The organism is Duffyella sp. Ts4, from assembly GCF_051851875.1.
In the GTDB taxonomy this organism is placed as follows: domain Bacteria; phylum Pseudomonadota; class Gammaproteobacteria; order Enterobacterales; family Enterobacteriaceae; genus Duffyella; species Duffyella gerundensis.
Genome location: NZ_JBLYPN010000003.1, coordinates 48089 through 64705, shown reverse-complemented (window position 1 = coordinate 64705; position 16617 = coordinate 48089). Strand labels below are relative to the sequence as shown.

General features: G+C 58.0%; 11 protein-coding genes. 4 read left to right on the top strand and 7 right to left on the bottom strand.

Translation table 11 applies throughout. From position 1 onward, the window contains the following. The first annotated feature begins 1 nt into the window (after position 1). The 4 genes from ACJY2L_RS05695 to ACJY2L_RS05680 are packed head-to-tail and all read left to right on the top strand — an operon-like array spanning position 2 to position 5423. Positions 2-1570, top strand: coding sequence for a carbohydrate porin (locus ACJY2L_RS05695; RefSeq protein WP_439213494.1), 1569 nt, complete (start codon positions 2-4; stop codon positions 1568-1570). A gap of 33 nt (positions 1571-1603) precedes the next feature. After that, positions 1604-2977: a sucrose-specific PTS transporter subunit IIBC gene (locus ACJY2L_RS05690; RefSeq protein ID WP_067436909.1), complete on the top strand. Its 1374-nt coding sequence runs from the start codon at positions 1604-1606 to the stop codon at positions 2975-2977. Continuing rightward, positions 2974-4380, top strand: coding sequence for a sucrose-6-phosphate hydrolase (locus ACJY2L_RS05685; RefSeq protein WP_439213160.1), 1407 nt, complete (start codon positions 2974-2976; stop codon positions 4378-4380). The genes ACJY2L_RS05690 and ACJY2L_RS05685 overlap by 4 nt, the downstream gene beginning before the upstream one ends. Before the next feature lie 29 nt (positions 4381-4409). Then, positions 4410-5423 carry a LacI family DNA-binding transcriptional regulator gene (locus tag ACJY2L_RS05680; protein WP_439213159.1) on the top strand — a complete coding sequence of 338 codons (1014 nt, stop codon included), beginning with the start codon at positions 4410-4412 and terminating at the stop codon, positions 5421-5423. A gap of 38 nt (positions 5424-5461) precedes the next feature. Here ACJY2L_RS05680 and narI read toward each other — a convergent pair whose 3' ends face one another. From narI to ACJY2L_RS05645, 7 genes are all read right to left on the bottom strand, one after another. Next, positions 5462-6139, bottom strand: coding sequence for a respiratory nitrate reductase subunit gamma (gene narI / locus ACJY2L_RS05675; protein ID WP_439213158.1), 678 nt, complete (start codon positions 6137-6139; stop codon positions 5462-5464). Beyond that, positions 6139-6825, bottom strand: a complete 687-nt coding sequence (gene narJ, locus ACJY2L_RS05670) for a nitrate reductase molybdenum cofactor assembly chaperone (RefSeq protein ID WP_439213157.1) — start codon at positions 6823-6825, stop codon at positions 6139-6141. The genes narI and narJ overlap by 1 nt, the downstream gene beginning before the upstream one ends. Further along, positions 6825-8363, bottom strand: coding sequence for a nitrate reductase subunit beta (narH, locus tag ACJY2L_RS05665; protein ID WP_439213156.1), 1539 nt, complete (start codon positions 8361-8363; stop codon positions 6825-6827). Before narH ends, narJ begins: the two co-directional genes overlap by 1 nt. After that, positions 8360-12097 carry a nitrate reductase subunit alpha gene (locus ACJY2L_RS05660; protein ID WP_439213155.1) on the bottom strand — a complete coding sequence of 1246 codons (3738 nt, stop codon included), beginning with the start codon at positions 12095-12097 and terminating at the stop codon, positions 8360-8362. Before ACJY2L_RS05660 ends, narH begins: the two co-directional genes overlap by 4 nt. 56 nt (positions 12098-12153) lie before the next feature. Then, on the bottom strand, positions 12154-13524 hold the full coding sequence (locus ACJY2L_RS05655) for a NarK family nitrate/nitrite MFS transporter (RefSeq protein ID WP_439213154.1): 1371 nt from the start codon (positions 13522-13524) through the stop codon (positions 12154-12156). Positions 13525-14218: 694 nt separating this feature from the next. Next, entirely contained in the window at positions 14219-15544 is a 1326-nt protein-coding gene (locus ACJY2L_RS05650) for an MFS transporter (RefSeq protein ID WP_439213153.1), read from the bottom strand. 107 nt (positions 15545-15651) lie between these two features. Then, the gene (locus ACJY2L_RS05645; RefSeq protein WP_439213152.1) at positions 15652-16536 is read right to left on the bottom strand and encodes an alpha/beta hydrolase; all 885 of its coding nucleotides are present in this window, start codon (positions 16534-16536) and stop codon (positions 15652-15654) included. Between the last annotated feature and the right edge of the window lie 81 nt (positions 16537-16617).

The window sequence follows — 16617 nt, the reverse complement described above, 5'->3', positions numbered from 1 at the left end:
AGTGATAAGAAAAACCCTGCTTGCTCTGGCGATTACCGCCTCTGTGTTACCGCAAACCGTTTTAGCGGATGCCAACCTCTCGGAAATTGAAAAACGTCTTGCTCAGCTCGAATCACGCCTGCAAAAGGCGGAGAATCGCGCCAGCAATGCAGAACATCGCGCCGACCTGGCGGAACAGCGCGTTGCTGCGCTGGCCGCTTCAGCACAAACAGCCGCGCCTGCTGCCGCTGCGCCATCCGGTGCACCCGCATCCGCCCCTGCCGCACGGCCAGCCAGCATCGAGGCGGCACCTGCCGCCCAGACCGCCAAACTCGGTGATGACAAGAAAATCAGTGATGGCTTTGAATTTCATGGTTATGCGCGTTCCGGCGTGATCATGAATGATTCAGCAGCCGGTACTAAAAGCGGTCCGTACTTGACGCCAGCGGGCGAGACCGGCGGCGCCATTGGCCGTTTGGGCAACGAAAACAACACCTACGTTGAGCTGAATCTTGAGCAGAAAACGCGGCTGGATAACGGTGCCACCACGCGCTTCAAGGTGATGCTGGCTGACGGACAGCAGAGCTACAACGACTGGACAGCCGATACCAGCGATCTGAATATCCGTCAGGCATTTGTGGAACTCGGCAGCCTGCCAACCTTCAGCGGCGCGTTTAAAGACACCACGCTGTGGGCCGGTAAACGTTTCGATCGCGACAACTTTGATATTCACTGGCTCGATTCTGACGTGGTATTTCTGGCCGGTACCGGCGGCGGCATTTATGACGTGAAGTGGGCAGACAATGTCAAAAGTAACTTCTCGCTCTATGGCCGTAATTTTGGTGATATCGAGACCATCGATAATAACGTTCAGAACTACATTGTCACGGCTAACACCTTTAGCGGTCCGTTCCAGTTCATGCTGAGCGGCCTGCGCGCCAAAGATAACGACGAGCGCATCAACAGCAGCGTGCGCAGCGACAATGCCGGTGACAAGGGCGTGCATACCATGATCGCCTGGCACGGCGACAGTTTCTATGGCCTGGCTGAAGGCAGCACGAAAACGGCGTTGTTGTACGGGCATGGTCTGGGCGCGGAAGTGAAGGGCGTCGGCTCCGATGGCAACCTCACCGATCAGGCGGACACCTGGCGTCTGGCGACCTACGGCATCACCGCATTAGGCAACAACTGGCATCTGGCACCGGCGGTGCTGGCGCAGCAGAGCAAAGATCGCTACATCAAAGGTGACGACTATCGCTGGGTCACGGTGAACGCGCGCATCCTGCAGGAGATCAACGAAAACTTCATGCTCGCCTACGAGGGCAGCTATCAGTACATGAACCTGAAGCCGATGGGCTTCAAGGATCGGCAGGATGTCAGCGGCGGTTTCTACAAGCTGACCTTTGCGCCAACGTTTAAGGTGGCGGACATGGGTAATTTCCTCAGTCGGCCAGAGATTCGCATTTTTGCCAGCTGGATGGACTGGGATCACGATCTTGACCGCTATGCCAGCGATGATGCGTTTGGTTCAAGCGGCTTTGTGGCCGGCGGGGAATGGAACTTTGGTGTCCAGATGGAAACCTGGTTCTGACGTCACGTTTGAGAAATTGATTAAGGGAAAGCTATGGATGTGAATAATATTGCCCGACAGCTGCTACCGCTGTTAGGGGGAAAAGAGAACATCGCCTCGGCGGCACACTGTGCCACGCGCCTGCGTCTGGTGCTGCATGATGATGCGCTGGCGGACAAAAAAGCCATCGGCGAACTGGAAGGCGTGAAAGGCTGCTTCCAGAATGCCGGGCAGATGCAGGTGATTTTCGGCACCGGCCTGGTGAACAAAGTGCATGCGGCATTTATTCAGCAGGCGGGCGTCAGCGAAGCGTCAAAAGGTGAAGCGGCCAGCGCGGCGGCGCAAAAGCTGAATCCGGCGCAGCGCGTTGCGCGGTTGCTCTCCAACATTTTTGTGCCGATCATTCCCGCCATTGTCGCCTCCGGCGTGTTGATGGGCCTGCTGGGCATGTTTAAAACCTACGGCTGGGTCGATCCGAAAAGCGCAATTTTCGTGCTGCTGGATATGTTTAGCTCGGCGGCGTTTATTATTCTGCCTATTTTAATCGGCTTTACCGCGGCGAAAGAGTTTGGCGGCAACCCCTATCTGGGCGCGACGCTGGGCGGCATCCTGACCCATCCGGCGTTAACCAACGCCTGGGGCGTGGCGGGCGGCTATCAGACCATGAACCTGTTTGGGCTGGATATCGCGATGATCGGCTATCAGGGCACGGTATTTCCAGTGCTGCTGACCGTCTGGTTTATGAGCTGGCTGGAAAAACGGCTGCGCACCTTTATTCCCGATGCGCTGGATATCATCCTGACGCCGTTCCTTACCGTGATCATCTCTGCGTTTGTGGCGATGCTGGTGATCGGTCCGGCCGGACGCGCGCTGGGCGACGGTATCTCCTTTGTGCTGAGCACGCTGATTGTTCATGCGGGCTGGCTGGCGGGACTGCTGTTTGGCGGCCTCTATTCGGTGATTGTGATTTCCGGCGTGCACCACAGCTTTCATGCCATTGAAGCGGGCCTGCTCGGCAATCCGAAAATTGGCGTTAACTTCCTGCTGCCGATCTGGTCAATGGCCAATACCGCGCAGGCGGGCGCCTGTCTGGCGGTATGGTTTAAAACGCGCGATGTTAAAATTCGCAGCGTGGTGCTGCCGTCGGCGTTATCCGGCATGCTGGGCATCACCGAGGCGGCGATTTTCGGCGTGAACCTGCGCTTCATGAAGCCATTTATTGCCGGTATTATCGGCGGCGCAGCAGGGGGCGCCTGGGTAGTGATCATGCACGTTAACATGACCGCGGTCGGCTTGACGGCGCTGCCTGGTATGGCAATTGTGCAGTCGGGATCGCTGCTGCACTACGTCACCGGCATGGTGATCGCCTTCGGTGTGGGCTTTACACTGTCGCTGCTGCTGAAATACCGCGTTGAGGAAAAAGCATGAGTGAAGACGCACTGCTGAAAAAGGCGCTGCTTAACGCCACGCGCAGCATGACCCAGGCTAAAAACGAGGGTTATCGACCTGGCTGGCATCTGTCGCCGCTGGTCGGCCTGCTGAACGATCCCAACGGTTTTATTCAGTTCGCCGGTCAGTATCATTTGTTCTATCAGTGGAATCCATTAGCCTGCGCGCACGGCGCAAAATGGTGGGGCCACTGGCGTTCCGACGATCTGGTGAACTGGCAAAACGAGCCGGTAGCGCTGCTGCCGGGTGACGTTTACGACAGTCACGGCTGCTACTCCGGCTCGGCGGTGGATGACAACGGCACGCTTAGCCTGCTCTACACCGGCAACGTTAAGTTTGCACAGGGCCGCACCGCCTGGCAGTGTCTGGCAACGGTGGATGACGCGGGTGAAGTGACCAAAGCAGGCCCGGTCATCGGCCTGCCCGAAGGCTACACCGGGCACGTACGCGATCCGAAAGTGTGGCGTCACGGCGAGCACTGGTACATGGTGCTCGGCGCGCAAAACCTGCAGCAGCAGGGCAAAGTGCTACTTTATCGCGGCGACACCTTGCAGCAGTGGACGCTGCTGGGAGAAATCGCCGGCAGCCATCTTAACGGCCTCGGTGAATTTGGCTACATGTGGGAGTGCCCGGATCTGTTTGCGCTGGGCGAACAGGATGTGCTGGTGTTTTGCCCGCAGGGCCTGCCTGCTCAGGCGCAGCGCTGGCTGAATACGCATCAAAGTGGTTATGTCATCGGTCAGCTCGACTACAGCAAGGCTGCCTATCAACACGGCGATTTCCACGAGTTGGATCTCGGCTTTGAATTTTACGCGCCGCAGACCACGCTGGGCGACGACGGCCGCCGTCTGCTGTTCGGCTGGGTGGGCATGCCCGACGAAAACGAGTTTTACGATCCCACGCGCGAGCAGGGCTGGATGCATATCATGAGCTGTCCGCGTGAGCTGCGGCTGGTTGAGGGCCGCCTTTATCAGCAGCCGGTTGACGAGCTGAAATCGCTACGTGGCGCGCATCAACGGTTAGAGGGGCGTGCCGATAGCCTGGCAATCACCGACGTTGCGCAGGCGGAACTGGTGATTAGCGCAGAGGGCAGCTGGCAGGCCGATTTTGGCGGCGCGATGCTGCTGATCTGTGACGAGAGCGGGCTGCGCCTGCGCCGACAAAACCGTCGCACCGGCGAGACAGAAACGCGTTACTGGAGCGGACAGGTCAGACAGTTGCAGATTCTTTGCGACCGTTCGAGCCTGGAGATTTTTGTGAATGATGGCGAAGCAACGCTGACCAGCCGCTATTTTCCCGCCGAAGGGCACACATTACGCTGGCAGGGCAGGGGCGAGCTGCGCGTAGATCACTGGCAACTGCAGTCGATCATGCTAGTATAAGTACCTGTCTGCTATCAGGTTACTTGCCCGTGGATAAACTAAAACGCGTCACCATCAATGATGTCGCCCAAATGGCGGGCGTCTCTAAATCGACCGCCAGTATCGTGCTGAGTGGACGAGGAAAAGAGCTTCGTGTGTCTGAATCGACGCAGGAGCGGGTCATGAAGGTGGCGCGCATGGCAAATTACCAGCCCAGCGTGCACGCCCGGGCGCTGAGTTCCAGCCGCACCGATACCATCGGTTTAGTGGTGCCGGAAATGACCAACCACGGTTTTGCCACTTTCTCCCATGCCCTGGAAACCCTGTGCCGCGATGCCGGGCTTCAGCTGCTGATCGCCTGCACCGATGAAAATACCAGCCAGGAAACGCTGGCGGTCAACAACCTGATCCAGCGTCAGGTTGATGGCCTGATCGTCGCCTCCAGCATGCTCAACGACGCCGATTATCAACGCATCAGCAAACAGGTGCCGGTGGTGCTGTTTGACCGTCATTTTAATGATTCGTCACTGCCGCTGGTGATCACCGATTCCATCGAGCCCACCGCCCGGCTGATCGCGGAAATTGCCGCTGACGGTCTTGAGGAAATTTACTTTCTTGGCGGTCAGCCGCGCATCTCACCGACCCGTGACCGCCTTACCGGTTTTCACCTTGGACTGGAAAGGGCAGGCATCAGTGCCAAACCGGAATGGATTATTCACGGCCATTACACCGCCAGCTCCGGCTATGAGATGTTCGCGGAACTGGTGATGCGGCTTGGCCGCCTGCCGCAGGCGATCTTCTGCGCCGCGTGTGGCTTACAGGAAGGCGTGCTGCGCTACCTGACGCAGCATGGCCATCTTGCTGCCGAAATTCGCCTGAGCAGTTTTGACGATCACTATCTTTATGATGCCCTGACGCTGCGCATCGACTCCATCGTGCAGGATAATCGCCAGCTGGCGTGGAACTGCTTTGAAATTATCGGGGATTTAATAGAAGGCAAAACGGTAAGCCAGCCGGTGCGCCATCTTTCTGCCAATATTAAACGGCGCACGCAGCACGGCTGAGCGGTTGCCGCCCGGCTCTTTGCGGGCGGCATAGCGCGTTAGCGGCGCGCGCGAACCACCTGATAACGGCGGGTAAGATACTCCAGCGGCGCACTCCAGACGTGCACCAGACGGGTAAAGGGAAACACCAGAAAAATCGTCATGCCAAGAATCAGGTGCACGCGATAGATCCACTCCACGCCATCCAGCCAGCGTGAGGCGTTGCCCTGAAAGGTGACAACCGCCTGCGCCCAGCCCACCAGCTTCATCATGCCGATGCCATCCAGATGCTGCATCGAAAAAATAATCGAGATCAGCCCCAGCGACGCCTGAAGGACCAGAATACCGAGGATCACAATGTCGGCGCGGGTTGACGTCACGCGGATGCGCGGGTTAAACAGCCGCCTTTTCAGCAGCAGAAAACCCCCCACCAGCGTCATCAGGCCAAAGACGCCGCCCGCCATCATCGCCAGCTTCTGCTTGGTGGCGATGGCCAGAAAAGGCTCATACATCCAGTGTGGCGTCAGCAGGCCGAACAGGTGACCAAAAAAGATGCCGATGATGCCGATGTGAAAGACGTTTGAGGCGAAGCGCATGCCTTGTTTGTCCAGCATCTGGCTCGACGAGGCGCGCCAGGTGTACTGGCCGTAATCGTAACGCAACCAACTGCCCAGCAGAAAAACCGTGCCGCACAGATAGGGATAGATGTCGAAAAACAACACGTTGAGATAGTGCATTAGCGAACTCCTTGCCCAGAGAGATCAAGATACTGCGGCGAAACGGCGTCGCGGAAACGTTGCTGATGCTGCTGCGCAGCGGCGTCGCACCCTTTGTCGGCCATGAACTTCACCTGCTCCTCTTCCCACACTGCATCCAGCGCAGCGGGCGTATCATCCCGCGCTTCGCCGGCCACCTGCTGCGCCATACTTTCGCTGCGCAGCGGGCTTTCTGACAGGCTGAGCAGCGCGTCAAACAGCTGATGAAAGTCGCTGTCGCGTTCACGCAGACGGCCTCCGACCAGAGCCAGAATCGGCGCCACATCCAACAGCCCTTGCTGCGCCGCCCGATCATCCAGCAGGCTGAGATATTCCAGATAGAGCGGCAGATAGTCAGGCAGTTCGCGGCAGTTCAGCACCAGTCCCGCCTGTTCGTACTGCGCCAGCAGGTCGACCATCGCCTGGCCGCGATCGCGTGATTCCGCATGCACATGTTCAAACAGCAGCAGCGAGGTAGCGCGGCCGCGTTCAAACAGCGCACACCAGTCGGCCTGCATCTCCAGCGGTGGCGTGGCGAGGTAACGGCGAATAAACGGCAGCAGCGCAGGCTGCTGTTCGGTCGCCAGGCCAATCACTTCGTCCTGATGCTGCCAGATAGCGTCGTCGGGGTACTCCAGCAGCAAGCCGATCAGTTTCAGGATGGCCACTATTCACCTCCTGCTTTATTCGTGCCGACGTTGATGGCATCAATCCGGCGGCTGTTGAACAGGTTAAATTTGCTGTCGCTGCCGTGGCAGCCGTCGCCAAAGCTGAAGCCGCAGCCGTTGCGCTCTGGAAAGGCATCGCGCGCCAGCTCGCGGTGGCTGGTGGGAATGACAAAGCGATCCTCGTAGTTGGCGATGGCGAGATAGCGATACATCTCTTCGGCCTGCGCCTCGCTGAGATCGACCTCATCCAGCGCCCGCCGATCGGTCACGCCTTCTACCGTTTGCGAGCGTTTAAAATGGCGCATCGCCATCATACGCTTCAGGGCGCGCAGCACCGGCGCGGTGTCGCCCGCGGTCAGCATATTGGCAAGATACTGCAGCGGAATGCGCAGGCTCTCGACGTTGGGCAACACGCTGTTTGCCGCTTCCAGCACGCCGCTGTCGGCCACCGACTGCACCGGTGACAACGGCGGCACATACCAGACCATCGGCAGCGTGCGGTATTCCGGGTGCAGCGGCAGTGCCAGTTTCCACTCCATCGCCAGCTTCCACACCGGCGACGCCTGCGCGGCATCAATGACGTTTTGCGTAATGCCCTGACGCAGCGCCTCGTCGATCACCGCCGGATCGTTTGGATCGAGGAATACATCGCACTGGCGTTCATACAGCTGCTGCTCGCTGTCGGTGCTGGCCGCCTCGGTGATTTTGTCGGCATCGTAAAGCAACACGCCGAGATAGCGGATACGGCCAACGCAGGTTTCCGAACAGACGGTGGGCATGCCTGATTCAATGCGCGGATAGCAAAAAATACACTTCTCAGATTTGCCGCTTTTCCAGTTGAAGTAGATTTTCTTGTACGGGCAGCCGCTGACGCAGAGTCGCCAGCCGCGGCATTTATCCTGGTCGATCAGCACAATGCCATCTTCTTCGCGCTTATAAATGGCGCCGCTGGGGCAGGTGGCGGCGCAGGCAGGATTAAGACAGTGCTCGCACAGGCGCGGCAGGTACATCATGAAGGTGTTTTCAAACTGACCGTAGATCTCGGTCTGCATCGCCTTGAAGTTCTGATCGGCCGCACGCTTGCTGAATTCGCCGCCCAGCAGCTCCTCCCAGTTGGGACCACCAACAATTTTATCCATGCGCTGCCCGCTGATCAGCGATCGTGGACGTGCTGTGGGCTGATGTTTTCCCGCTTTGGCAGTATGCAGATGCTGATAGTCGTAGGTGAACGGCTCGTAATAATCATCGATGCCGGGCACCACCGGATTGGCGAAAATTTTCGACAGCACCGCCGAGCGGCTGCCCAGGCGCGGCACCAGCTGACCGTTGATTTTACGGATCCAGCCGCCTTTCCAGCGTTCCTGATCCTCCCACGCGTGAGGATAGCCGAGGCCCGGTTTGGTCTCGACGTTGTTGAACCAGGCGTACTCCATGCCTTCGCGTCCGGTCCAGACGTTTTTGCAGGTCACCGAACAGGTGTGGCAACCGATGCATTTGTCCAGGTTTAGCACCATGCCGATCTGTGAGCGTATTTTCATTTCACTGCCTCCTGAACCTGATCGCGGCCTTCATCATCCAGCCAGTTGACCTGCTTCATTTTACGCACGAGGATAAACTCATCGCGGTTTGAGCCGACGGTGCCGTAGTAGTTAAAGCCGTAAGCAAGCTGCGCATAACCACCAATCATATGCGTCGGTTTCGGGCAGACGCGGGTCACCGAGTTGTGAATGCCGCCTCGCATGCCGGTGACTTCTGAACCGGGGATGTTCATCAGTCGTTCCTGGGCGTGATACATCATGGTCATGCCTGCGGGAACGCGCTGGCTCACCACCGCGCGGGCGGTCAACGCACCGTTGGCGTTAAACGCTTCGATCCAGTCGTTGTCTTCGATGCCCAGCTCACGCGCATCCGCTTCGCTCATCCAGACAATCGGCCCGCCGCGCGACAGCGTCAGCATCAGCAAGTTGTCGCTGTAGGTGGAGTGAATGCCCCATTTCTGGTGCGGCGTCAGGAAGTTCAGCGCCTTTTCCGGGAAACCATTCGATGGAATATGTTTGAGATCGGCGAGGCTGCGCGTATCCACCGGCGGACGATACACCACCAGGCTTTCGCCAAAGGCACGCATCCATGGATGATCCTGATAGAGCTGCTGCCTGCCGCTCAGGGTGCGCCACGGGATCAGCTCATGCACGTTGGTGTAACCGGCGTTGTAAGAGACGTGTTCATCTTCCAGCCCGGACCAGGTTGGGCTGGAGATGATTTTGCGCGGCTGTGCCTGAATATCACGGAAGCGGATTTTCTCTTCCTGCTTCGGCAGCGCCAGGTGCGCGTGCTCACGCCCGGTCATCTGGCTCAGCGCCTGCCAGGCTTTAACCGCCACCTGACCGTTGGTTTCCGGTGCCAGCGTCAGGATCACTTCGGCGGCATCGATGGCGCTGTTGATCTGCGGCTGGCCTTTCGCCGGACCGTCCGCCTTGACGTAATTGAGCCGTCGCAGCAGATCGACCTCTTTGTCGGTGTTCCAGCTGATGCCCTTGCCGCCGTTGCCCAGTTTCTCCAGCAACGGGCCAACCGAGGTGAAGCGCTCATAGGTGGCGGGATAATCACGTTTCACGCTGATAATGTGTGGCGCGGTTTTTCCCGGCAGCAGGTCGCACTGCGCTTTTTTCCAGTCGAGAATGTCGCCGCCCTGCGCCAGCTCAGCCGGGGAATCATGCTGAATCGGCTGTAGCACCACGTCGGTCTCTTCCCCTAAATGGCCGACGCAGAGCTGCGAGAAGCGCTGCGCGATGCCTTTATAAATCTCCCAGTCGCTTTTCGATTCCCAGGCGGGATCGACCGCCGCTGACAGCGGATGGATAAAGGGATGCATGTCCGAAGTGTTCATGTCATCTTTTTCATACCAGGTGGCGGTCGGCAGTACGATATCTGAAAACAGGCAGGTGCTGGACATGCGGAAATCGAGCGTTACCAGCAGATCGAGCTTGCCTTCCAGCGCGCTGTCGCGCCACTCCACCTCTTCCGGCATCAGCGCATCATCGTCCTGCGGCTGACCCTGTACGCCGCTCTCTGTGCCCAGCAGATAACGCAGCATGTATTCATGCCCTTTGCCGGAGGAGCCGAGCAGGTTGGAGCGCCAGACAAACAGGTTGCGCGGATGGTTGCTGCCGCTGTCGGGTTGTTCGCTGGCCATGCGCAGCGCACCCGATTTCAGCGCGTCGGCGGTCCAGGCTTCCGCCGTCTGGCCCGCCTGTTCAGCGCGGGCGGCAATTTGCAGCGGATTGATGTTGAGCTGCGGCGAAGAGGGCAGCCAGCCCATGCGTTCGGCGCGCACGTTAAAATCGATCAGGTGACCGGAATAGTGCTGGGGATCGGCAAGCGGCGACAGCAGCTCTTTTACCTGCAATTTCTCGTAGCGCCACTGGCTGGCGTGATTGTAGAAAAATGAGGTGCTGTTCATCTGGCGCGGCGGGCGTGTCCAGTCAAGGGCAAAGGCCAGCGGTGCCCAGCCGGTTTGTGGCCGCAGTTTCTCCTGGCCGACATAGTGCGCCCAACCGCCGCCGCTCTGGCCAACGCAGCCGCAGAACACCAGCATGTTGATCAACGCCCGGTAGGTCATGTCCATGTGATACCAGTGGTTGATACCGGCACCGAGAATGATCATTGAGCGACCGTGCGTTTTATGCGCGGTGGCGGCAAATTCGCGGGCAATGGTTTCAATTTGCTGGCGTGGCACGCCGCAAATCTGCTCTGCCCATGCGGGTGAATAGGCGCGCACGTCGCTGTAGTCCGCCGCGCAGTGGGCATCATCCAGACCGCGATCGATGCCGTAGTTGGCGAGGGTTAAATCGTATACCGACGTAACCGCCACCTGTCGGCCATCTTTCAGCGTCAGGTATTTCACCGGCAGCTTGTGCAGCAGAATTTCCTGCTGGGTAACGTGGCGGAAATGCGGGTTTTCCAGACCGCCAAAATAGGGGAAGCCCACTTCCAGCACCGCGTCGTGCTCATCCAGCAGGCTGAGCCGCAGTTCGATGGCGCTGCCTGCCGCTTTCGGTTCCAGATTCCATTTTCCCTTTTCACCCCAGCGGAAACCGATCGATCCGTTGGGCACAACCAGTTCACCGAGCTGATTACAGGCCACGGTTTTCCACTGCGGATTGTTCTCTTCGCCAAGGTTATCCAGCAGGTCGGCGGCGCGCAGCTGGCGACCCGGCGCATAGCTGCCGTTGTCGCGAGGTTCCAGCACCACCAGCATCGGCATATCGGTGTATTGACGGGCATAGTTGATGAAATAGTCGCTGGGTTGCTGTAAGTGAAACTCTTTAAGAATCACATGGCCCATCGCCAGCGCGAGGGCGCTGTCGGTGCCCTGTTTTGGTGCCAACCAGCGATCGCTGAGCTTAGCGACTTCAGAATAGTCGGGCGTAACGGCCACGGTTTTGGTGCCTTTGTAACGCACTTCGGTGAAGAAGTGCGCATCCGGCGTGCGCGTTTGCGGCACGTTGGAACCCCACGCGATGATGTAGCCCGCGTTGAACCAGTCAGCGGATTCCGGCACGTCGGTCTGCTCGCCCCAGGTCATCGGCGAAGCGGGCGGTAAATCGCAATACCAGTCATAAAAGCTCAGGCAGGTGCCGCCAATCAGCGAAAGATAACGGGTTCCCGCCGCGTACGAGACCATCGACATCGCCGGGATTGGCGAAAAGCCAGCGACCCTGTCGGGACCATAATGTTTAACCGTCCAGATATTGGCGGCGGCGATCAGCGTGTTCATCTCCTGCCAGCTGGCGCGCACAAAACCGCCGCGGCCGCGCTGGGACTTATAGGTCTGGCTCTTTTGGCTGTCGGTGACGATGGCGTTCCAGGCTTCTACCGGATCGGCATGCTGTGCCAGCGCTTCGCGCCACAGCTCCAACAGCGCCTTACGCATCAGCGGATATTTCAGCCGGTTGGCGCTATAAAGATACCAGGAGTAACTGGCGCCACGTGGGCAGCCGCGCGGCTCATGGTTCGGCAGGTCAGGGCGGGTACGCGGATAGTCAGTCTGCTGCGTTTCCCAGGTGACGAGGCCGTTTTTCACATAGATTTTCCAGCTACAGGAGCCGGTGCAGTTAACGCCGTGCGTGGAGCGCACCACTTTGTCGAACTGCCAGCGCTGGCGATAGCCATCTTCCCAGTCACGGTTGGTGTGCCAGACCTGGCCCTGTCCGTCAGCAAAACTTTCACCTTTCTGTTTGAAATAGCGAAAGCGATCAAGAAGTTTACTCATGACGCTTCTCCAGTCGGCATTGCCGTTTGTCGTGTATTCAAAACCGAACCAGCCGGTTAGTGAGCCGCTTTGCGACGGCCATAGATCAACCAGGTGATCGCCAGGCAGGTGAGGTAGAAAATCAGGAAGATTTTCATCGCCCCGACCGGCGAACCGGTCATCGCCAGCGAGGTACCAAAGGCTTTAGGAATAAAAAATCCGCCGATGGCACCCAGCGCCGAGATGAAACCCAGCGCGGCGGCAGTGTCGGTCACCGCCGCGTGCTGCGCTTCGTCCACGCTGTGGCCGCGGGCCAGCATTTTTTCCTGAGTGAGCTGGCGGAAGATCACCGCGATCATTTGATAGGTTGACCCGCTACCCAACCCGGCGGTTAAAAACAGCCCCATGAACACCATGTAAAAGTTGAAGAATGAGGCGGCATAGGCGCCAGGCAGGGTCAGAAACAGCAGGGCGCAGAACAGCGTCATCAGCAGGAAGTTGAGGGTGGTGACACGCACACCGCCAAACTTATCTGACAGCATGCCGCCCGCTGAACGCGCCAGCGCGCCGAGCAGCGGGCCAAAAAAGGCCAGATGGGTAATTTCAACCCGCGGAAACTGGGTTTTCGCCAGCATGGCAAAACCGGCAGAAAAGCCGATAAAGGAGCCAAAGGTGGCAAGATAGAGCAGGCCGAGGATCCACAAGTGGCTAACTTTCAGCACCGGCAGCTGATCGCGCAGCGAGGCACGCATGCCGGCAATGTCATTCATGCCGAACCAGGCAGCCAGCGATGCAGCAATGAGCAGCGGCACCCAAATCCAGGCAGCGTTAGCCAGCCATAATGTTGTGCCACCGTCGAGGGTCACGCCGCCGCTGAGAAACGGAATGGTGATCACCAGCGGGGCGACCAGCTGCATCACGCTGACGCCGAGGTTGCCAAGGCCGCCATTCACGCCAAGCGCGAATCCCTGCCGCTGTTTGGGATAGAACAGGCTGATATTGCCCATGCTGGAGGCGAAGTTCGCGCCCGCCAATCCGCACATCAGTGCAATCACGATAAACACCTCATACGGCGTAGCGGGATCCTGCACCGCAAAGCCGAGCCACAGGCAGGGCACTACCAGAATCGCGGTGCTGATTACCGTCCAGAGACGACCGCCCAGCACCGGCACAATAAATGAGTAAGGCACGCGAAACAGCGCGCCGGAGAGCGCGGGCAGGGCGGTTAGCAGGAAGAGCTGATCTACTGAAAAGTTAAAGCCGACGCGATTGAGATTGACCGCCACGGTGCTGAACAACATCCATACGCAGAAAGCCAGCAACAAGGCACTGACTGAAATGATGAGATTTCGCCGGGCGACCTGCTTTCCCTGCTGTTGCCAGAAGCGTGGATCTTCCGGATGCCACTCCTGCAGGAGTGATGTTTTGGGATGATTTTTTACGCTCACGACAGGCTCCTGATGGTGAAAAAAAGAGGTAAAGCGCGATCATGCTGCCGCTCGCCTGGGCAGCATGAGGTTGCGGAGAAGTGTGGGGTAAAAGGCGTGCCGAATTGTTGACAGGAATCAAGCGAACAAGGGTTTTATCCTACATTGCGGCGCTGTCACAGTGAGGGACTTCAGCGTTAATCTGCTGCTTTGCTTGCGGATAATGGCGAAGCGCAATGCAGCGGTAAGCTGAGATAACGCCGTCGGGCCAGGGAAGTTAACGGCATTAGTTACATCATACTATTAAATAAACCACTAATAAGAAATCGGCACCGAGCCGATTATTCAGCAAGGCCAAACAGGGAATAATGGTGAGATCAGGTAAGATTGTGCATGTCCTTTTTCCTTAGGGATCGCCTGCGCTTTATTTAGAGCGCAGGCGAACGTGTTGTTAACTAATCGATGGCGATTCGTCAGCGCTTTATCACTGAAAGTTGGACAGGAGGATAAACAAAAGAAGAGTACATTTTTTATTAATGCGCCAATCCACAAGGTCATCAGGGGATTTCACCTTATTCTGAACGCTTTATCATCCATTACGGCGAAAACATCATGTGGGTAAAACCCAGGTGCGGTTGGTTATTGAGATCGTGACAGCAGGCGAAAAAAAGCCCTGAGCAGTCGTTGTTCAGGGCGGGGTTAATGACCCGATCCGCTACGGTTTAGGTTCCGTTGGCGTCTCTTCTTCTTCGGTTGAGGTTTCCGCTTCGGCTTCAGGCTCATCGTTCATCATGGTGGCCTGAATCACCTCTTCTTCCACCGCCGGATTCAGCGCCACGCCCAGCGGCGAGGTGGCGAGGCTGTCTGGCATCACCACGTGTGGAATCGGCGCTTCATTGGTTGGCGCATGTGCATGACCGCTGCTGCGGCTCAACAGCGCTATCGCCGCCGCGCACAGGGCGAAAAAGAGATAGAGCATGTTGCTGCCAAAAGGCTGCATCAGCGCACCGGTGACCATTGGCCCAATACTGGCACCGACGCCAAAGGCCATCAACAAACAGGCGGTCAGCGAAACGCGGCGTTCGGCAGTGATCTGATCGTTAGCCAGTGCCACAATCAGCGGATAGAGTGAAAACTGCACCATGCTTGCCAGGAAAGCGATGCCTAACAGCCAGTAAAAGCTGAGATGTTGCAACAGCGCCAGCGGCAGACAAGCCACGGCAAACAGCAGCGCGATGCTGAACAGCAACTTCTGGCGATCGTAGCGATCCGACAGCCAGCTCAAAGGAAACTGGGAAATCAGTCCGGCAAAAATCGTTAATCCCATAAACAAGCCGGTTTGCTGGGTTGAAAACCCTAGCCCGCTGGAATACACCGGCGCCATACCGTAGAACGCCCCAATCGCCATGCCGGTTACCAGCGTAATGGTCAGCAGCTTAGGAATGACGCGGATAAAGTAGATTAGCTCCATCGGTGCCGGTGACATCGCCTGCACGTTGGTGCGGGTGGTCAGCGCAATCGGCACCAGGCAGAGGGCAAAGCAGAGCGCGACAATCAGCAATGTGCCGATGCCGAAGCCGCTTTCCACCATCAAAATCGCCTGTCCGCCGCTCAAACCGAGATAGGTGGCCACCATATAAAAGCCAAAAATCAGGCCCCGCTGCGACGATTCCGCCTGATCGTTAAGCCAGCTCTCCAGCACCATGTACTGACACATCATGCACAGGCCGATAATCAGGCGCAAAAAGACCCACACCGGAATGGCATCGCTCAGACCGTGGCCGATAACGGAGGCGGTAATAATGCCGGCGCAGGAGACGTAAGCGCGAATATGGCCGACGCGGGCGATCAGGTTATGGCCGACTTTGCCGCCGATCACCAGGCCCACATAGTTAGCTGCGGTAATCGCCCCGATCAGGGTGCCGTTGACCTGCTCGTGCGCCAGGCGCAGAGAGACGTAAGTGGTCAGCAGGCCAGAGCCCAAAAGCATCAGAAGTGTGGTGGTATAGAGTGGCAGAAAAGTGCTGAGGACTTTTTTCACGTATCTCCCTGTTAGTCGTAAAGCGGCATCAGGCCGGTGGTGCCTTAAAGGTAGCTGATTTTTATCCGCGCAGATTCTGGATAAAAAGGAAATTTCATCGCCACAGGTTACCGCGATATTTTTTGCAATGCATCCTGCAGTGAGGCCGGAAACAGCTCACCGTGCGTCTTGCCGGGATAACGGATGGGTTGCAGTGTGGCTCCCTGCCGTTGCAGGCGTTTAATAAGCTGCGGCTCTGCCGGTTGCCCTGGCGCGCCCGGCCCGTCGTGGCGATCGCTTTTTCCATCACCGATCATCAAAAACAGGCGTTTGTCGGCCAGCTGCGATGAGGTACAGGCCGAGAGGCGCTGCATAATACGTTGATTGCCCCAGCCGAGTGATGGCGCAGCGGCAAAGTAGTCGTGAAACCAGGACGAGCGGCATAGCGTATCCAGCACAAATAGCCCGCCGAAAGAGTGGCCCCACAGTGCGCGTTTGCGCGCATCGCTGGTGGCACGCTGTTCTGCCCACGGCACAATTTGCGTCAGCAGTAGCTGGTGAAACGCCTCGCTGCCGCCACCGGGATAACGTCCGTGTTCGACAACCGGCGATCCGCTGGCGGCGGGCGGCGTGTAATCGCGTGAGCGCGCCCTGACATCAAACGGCAATGGCGTGTCATAGCCAACCGCTACCAGCACCGGCGGCGATCCCTTTGTCATCGCTTTCAGCTGCGCTTCAGTAATACGCGCCATCGCGGCATTGCCGTCCAGCATATAGAGCACCGGATAACCGTGCGGCGGAGCAGGCTTACGCGGAATGCCCAGCCATACCTTGTAGCGTCGCTGGCCATCGGCCGAACGCAGGGTGGTGGTTTGGAAATGATACCAGGCCGAGCCGATGTCGGCGATATTCGGGCCGAGTGGCTCAAGCGTGGGTCGGGCGAGCAGGGTAAAGGGGGCCAGCAGCGTTGTCGCGATCAACAACATCAGCAGGGGTAATCTCTGTATTTTCATCCGGTCGCCTCGTGGAAAAGCGCAGCGTAAATCGGCTGCGGCTTCCATCCTGGCAAACCTGGCGCCAGGAAAAAACGCCAG

Excerpts from the sequence above, each read along its gene's own strand:
- ACJY2L_RS05690 (WP_067436909.1), top strand. The coding sequence starts at position 1,604 with ATGGATGTGAATAATATTGCCCGACAGCTGCTACCGCTGTTAGGGGGA.
- ACJY2L_RS05685 (WP_439213160.1), top strand. The coding sequence starts at position 2,974 with ATGAGTGAAGACGCACTGCTGAAAAAGGCGCTGCTTAACGCCACGCGC.
- narI (WP_439213158.1), bottom strand. The coding sequence starts at position 6,139 with ATGCACTATCTCAACGTGTTGTTTTTCGACATCTATCCCTATCTGTGC.
- narH (WP_439213156.1), bottom strand. The coding sequence starts at position 8,363 with ATGAAAATACGCTCACAGATCGGCATGGTGCTAAACCTGGACAAATGC.
- ACJY2L_RS05660 (WP_439213155.1), bottom strand. The coding sequence starts at position 12,097 with ATGAGTAAACTTCTTGATCGCTTTCGCTATTTCAAACAGAAAGGTGAA.
- ACJY2L_RS05645 (WP_439213152.1), bottom strand. The coding sequence starts at position 16,536 with ATGAAAATACAGAGATTACCCCTGCTGATGTTGTTGATCGCGACAACG.